The sequence below is a fragment of the Mycobacterium sp. TH-M82 genome (assembly GCF_057473605.1).
In genome coordinates this window covers 1-4,268 of the sequence record NZ_JBYCKY010000138.1, presented here as the reverse complement: position 1 = coordinate 4,268, position 4,268 = coordinate 1, and the positions used below count along the sequence as shown (strand labels likewise).

General features: G+C 66.0%; 6 protein-coding genes and 1 pseudogene. 3 read left to right on the top strand and 4 right to left on the bottom strand.

The window, feature by feature from the left end; all coding sequences use genetic code 11:
* Position 1: 1 nt before the first annotated feature.
* Positions 2-247: pseudogene (locus tag AC2VON_RS04130) on the bottom strand (hypothetical protein); the annotation flags it as partial.
* An 84-nt stretch (positions 248-331) separates the two neighbouring features.
* Here AC2VON_RS04130 and AC2VON_RS04125 point away from each other — a divergent pair.
* Complete coding sequence (locus tag AC2VON_RS04125) at positions 332-820, top strand: sigma factor-like helix-turn-helix DNA-binding protein (protein WP_486951798.1); 489 nt, start codon at positions 332-334, stop codon at positions 818-820.
* 175 nt (positions 821-995) lie between these two features.
* Here the strand turns inward: AC2VON_RS04125 and AC2VON_RS04120 are convergent, their stop codons facing one another.
* On the bottom strand, positions 996-1,220 hold the full coding sequence (locus tag AC2VON_RS04120) for a type II toxin-antitoxin system HicA family toxin (RefSeq protein WP_486951797.1): 225 nt from the start codon (positions 1,218-1,220) through the stop codon (positions 996-998).
* Positions 1,217-1,441 carry a type II toxin-antitoxin system HicB family antitoxin gene (locus AC2VON_RS04115; protein WP_486951796.1) on the bottom strand — a complete coding sequence of 75 codons (225 nt, stop codon included), beginning with the start codon at positions 1,439-1,441 and terminating at the stop codon, positions 1,217-1,219. Before AC2VON_RS04115 ends, AC2VON_RS04120 begins: the two co-directional genes overlap by 4 nt.
* A 139-nt stretch (positions 1,442-1,580) precedes the next feature.
* On the opposite strand from AC2VON_RS04115, the gene AC2VON_RS04110 reads away from it, so the two are divergent.
* Both AC2VON_RS04110 and AC2VON_RS04105 read left to right on the top strand, forming a co-directional pair.
* Positions 1,581-2,039 (top strand): P-loop nucleotide/nucleoside kinase family protein, encoded by a 459-nt coding sequence (locus AC2VON_RS04110; RefSeq protein WP_486951795.1) that lies wholly within the window; start codon positions 1,581-1,583, stop codon positions 2,037-2,039.
* Positions 2,040-2,102: 63 nt separating this feature from the next.
* On the top strand, positions 2,103-3,746 hold the full coding sequence (locus AC2VON_RS04105; protein ID WP_486951794.1) for a Tn3 family transposase: 1,644 nt from the start codon (positions 2,103-2,105) through the stop codon (positions 3,744-3,746).
* Positions 3,747-3,881: 135 nt separating this feature from the next.
* Here AC2VON_RS04105 and AC2VON_RS04100 read toward each other — a convergent pair whose 3' ends face one another.
* On the bottom strand, positions 3,882-4,106 hold the full coding sequence (locus tag AC2VON_RS04100) for a DUF433 domain-containing protein (protein ID WP_486951793.1): 225 nt from the start codon (positions 4,104-4,106) through the stop codon (positions 3,882-3,884).
* Between the last annotated feature and the right edge of the window lie 162 nt (positions 4,107-4,268).

Sequence of the window (4,268 nt, the reverse complement as noted above, 5' to 3'; positions counted from 1 at the left end):
GTCAGCGTGACCAGCCCTCGAGGAGTTCAACGATGTGCTGCTGCCCTGTCGCCGCGGCGTCGAGTGTGCCGCGCATCTCGACGAATCCGTTGTCTACTTGGGTGAAGCGGTCGTTCATGTCCTCGCGGAGGTCGTTCCTGTCCTCGCGAAGGGCGTTAAGGCCGGCGCCGGTGGCTTGGCGGAAGTCACGCAGCTCACTATCGAACTCGCTGACGTCACGATCAGCAGCGCCGGCGAGGACGCGAGCATCAGAAGAGAACAGGTCCGGGAGCCCGCCGACTTGGAGCCATGGCCCGAACACGACACCAGGACCGATCCGGAGCAGGAGGTCGTGCTGGCCGACTCGGTCGGCCGAGCGCTGCTGGTGGTTCTGGATCGGCTCCGCCCCATCGAGCGGGTCGCGTTCGTCCTGCACGACATGTTCGCCGTCCCACTCAAGGAGATCGCTGCTGTCGTGAACCGCTCCCCGGTCGCGGCAAAGAAGCTGGCCAGCCGCGCCCGCGCCCACGTGAAGGCTCCACACATCGAGCCGGCCGCACGACTCGCCGAGGAGCGGCATGTCGTCCAAGCGTTCCTCGTCGCCGCCCGCGAGGGAAACATCGGTGCACTGTTAGCAGTGCTGGCACCGGATGTGATCCGCGAAGCCGACCCCGCGTCACTACCTGCTGGGATGGCCACCCAGATCCGCGGCGCGCAGGCCGTTGTGGAGGAAACAGTGGTCATCGGCCGCCAAGCATCCGAGGCCGAGCTGGCGCTCATCGACGGCGCGGTGGGCATCGTCGTAGCCCCCAGGGTCGCCTCCGTCTGGCCCTCGCGGTGACCATCAGCGACGGCTTGATCACCCGCTACGAGGTCATCGCCGACCCTGCCCGACTCGCCAAACTCAACCTGGCCGTCCTCGATTACCGATCTCCGCCGACTCCAGCCAGGTGAGCGCGCGGCCCTCCCACAGGCCGATCCGCAAACAGTGACCTCCGGCATGGGGGCGGGAGCGGTCAAAGCAGTCGACGCAGTTCGTCCTGGCTCATGCCCGCGTCTCGAAGGATCGCTGCGAGGGTGCCGCGCTTGAGTTCTCGGTGCAGCGGCACGACGAGCGCGAGGTCATGGTCTGGGTGCTTGAGCCGAACGTGGCTTCCCCGCTGGCGTACCGACTCCCAGCCAGCCTTCCGCAGTACAGCGACCAGCTGCAACCCAGAGACGACCGGGAGCCGCTGGCTCACGCAGGCACGGGCAGCGTGCGACGTATGACGCCGCTCGTCAGTTGCTGACCGTCGTCGTGCAGGCCCTCGACGTACAAGGCGAGTGCTTCACGGGCGTTCTCGGTCGCCTCGTCGAGGTCGTCGCCTTGCGTGTGTAGTCCGGGCAGGTCCGGGGCGTACACGTGGTAGCCACCCTCGGCTTGGGGCTCGAAGACGAATTCGATCTCACGCGGCGGTGCCATAGAACAAGGGTAGCTTCGCCGCCAGCTCCCGGATAGCGGCGGTCCGCTTCCGATACAGGGCAGCTTCGCGGCAGATGCGCACGCTGCCGCAGCCGAGCCGGTTCGCCCACGCTGGCCGGAAGGGACATACGGTCCGTGCGTGAGCCGAGTGATCTTCATGTTCGGTCCTTCGGGCTCGGGGAAGTCGACGTATGCCCAGCGTTTGGAGGCTGAGGGTTTCGTTCGGCTCTCCTTCGACGCCGAGATGTGGCGTCGTGGGATCTCGTCGGTGGCGCTGCCCCAGTCTGTCCGCGACGAGATCGAGGCCGGTCTGCGCAATCGGCTGCTGGGGCTGGTTGCCGCAGATAGCGATGTCGTTCTTGACTTCTGGTTCTGGTCACGTCGGATGCGTGATGACTACCCTCAGCTGCTGCGACCCACGGGCGTCGTGCCGGGGACCATCTATCTGGCCACTGGCCGCGAAACGGTCCTGGATCGTGTCCGGGCCAGGCGTGGCAGTCATGCCGACGACTATGAACTCACCGAAGAACTCGCCGCCGAACACTTCGACCACTTCGAACCTCCCACGGCTGAGGAGGGCCGACTCACGGGGGTCTGACCCAATGGCCGCTTTGACCTGCTGGCCGCCCGCTACAAGTACCTGCGCACGTTCACCCCTGTCGTGATCGCCGCGCTTCCGCTGACCGGCAACACCGCCAGCCCGTCGGTCACGGCTCTGCTCACTGCCGTCGAGGTGCTGCGCGGGCTCAATGCCGCCGCCCGCACCGCGGTCCCGGACGAGGCGACCACCGCCGCGGCGACGGTGTTCGTGCCGGCGCGCTGGCGTGGCTACCTCGACGCCGCGCGTGGTCAAGGCCGCGGCGCCGCCTACCGACACTACTGGGAACTGAGCGTCCTTTATGGGGTGCAGGCCGGGCTGCGCTCCGGCGACCTATGGGTGCCCGGTTCACGCCGCTACACCGATCCGTCCACCTTGCTGCTGCCGCCGGATCGGTGGTCCGGGCAGCGAGACGACTTCTGCACCGTCACCGGCACTGACCCCAGCGTGTCCCGGCCGCTCGATCGACTCGAGCATGAGTTGCACGCGGCAGTCGCGACGTTGGAGACGGTCTTGGCGGATCCAGGCACGGAGGCGCAACCACGCAACCCCGATCTCACCCGCAACCTGTATGCGTCGCTGGTCGCCTACGCCTGCAACCTGGGTTATGCCGGGATGGCCGACGCTTCGGGCATTTCCGAAGACGCCCTGGCCTGGACGTCGCAGTGGTACCTACGCCAAGAGACGCTCCGGGCGGCGAACACCCGTCTGGTCAACGCACACCACAAGCACCCGCTGGCCGCGCTGTGGGGCGGTGGGATGCTGTCGTCGTCGGATGGGCAACGGTTCCCGCAGCGTGGCCGCAGTCTGACTGCCCGGGCGTTGTCACGCTATTTCCTCGACGAGGGCACCACTACTTACACCCACGTCTCTGATCAACACTCCACCTACGGCACCAAGGTCATCCCGACCACCTGGCGCGAGGCCGTCGCCGTGCTGGACGAGATCTTCGGCAACCCAACGGATTTGCCTCTCGGCGAGCACACCGTCGACACCGCCGGACAGACCCTTGTGACGTTCGCGATTTTCCACTTGGCCGGGTTGCAGTTCTCTCCGCACATCCGTGACATCGGCCGACTTCAGCTCTACCGCCTGGGGACCGCCCCCAGTTGGCGCGCTCGATACCCGCACGCCGGGCGGCTGCTCGGCCAGCCAATCCAGACCCAGCTGATCGCCGACCACTGGGATGATCTGCTGCGTTTGGTGGCGTCGATGAATTTCGGGCACACCACCGCGAGTCTGCTCATCGCGAAGCTGCACGCCAGCAGTCGGCAGAGCACGCTCGCAAAGGCGCTGCACGAGTACGGGCGACTCGTCCGTACGCTCTACGCCTGCCGCTACGTCGCAGACGAAGAACTACGTCGCCGGGTACGCCGTCAGCTCAACAAGGGCGAAAGTCTGCATGCGCTGCGGCGTGACCTGTTCTTCGCGCATCAAGGCCACGTCCGACGACGTCATCTCGATGACCAAATCGATCAGGCACTGTGCCTCACCTTGGTCACCAACGCCTGCGTGCTGTGGACCACCACCTATCTCGGCGACACGATCGACGCCCTGCGGGCAGATGGCATCGAGGTCAGTGACGAGACTGCGGCGCACCTGACGCCGGCCCAGCATGATCACATCAACTTCTACGGCACCTACTCCCTCGACATCGATGCCGAGCTCCGCCGCGACGGCCACCGCCCGCTACGCATCCCCGCGTAACCCTCGGAAATCGCAAAACAACCAAATTCGTTCCATTGCTAAGCCGACCCCTACATGCTCCGCAGTGTGGCCATGCTCGATGAGCATGTGCGCGAGTGCCGGCGGGAGCTGCGCGTCGATCAGGAACCGCACGGGCTACGACGCGGTCAGGATCGTATGGTCGGCCTGCGCTGCTGCGTACTGAAGGCACGCCTTGACATCGTCGGCGGTCAGATACGGGTAGTCGGCTAAAATCTCCTGCTCGGATGCCCCGGCTGCGAGCAACGAGAGCACATCCGCGACGCGCATACGAGTGCCGCGAATCACCGGACGGCCATGAACTATCTCCGGGTCGACGGTGATGCGCTCAAGTACGGACATGTGTCAAGGATACTGCCGACTGAACTGACAAATCCGCCCCCGTCACGGCTGGGCCGTTACGTCGCGTCGCCGGCGTCAGCGTGACCAGCCCTCGAGGAGTTCAACGATGTGCTGCTGCCCTGTCGCCGCGGCGTCGAGTGTGCCGCGCATCTCGACGAATCC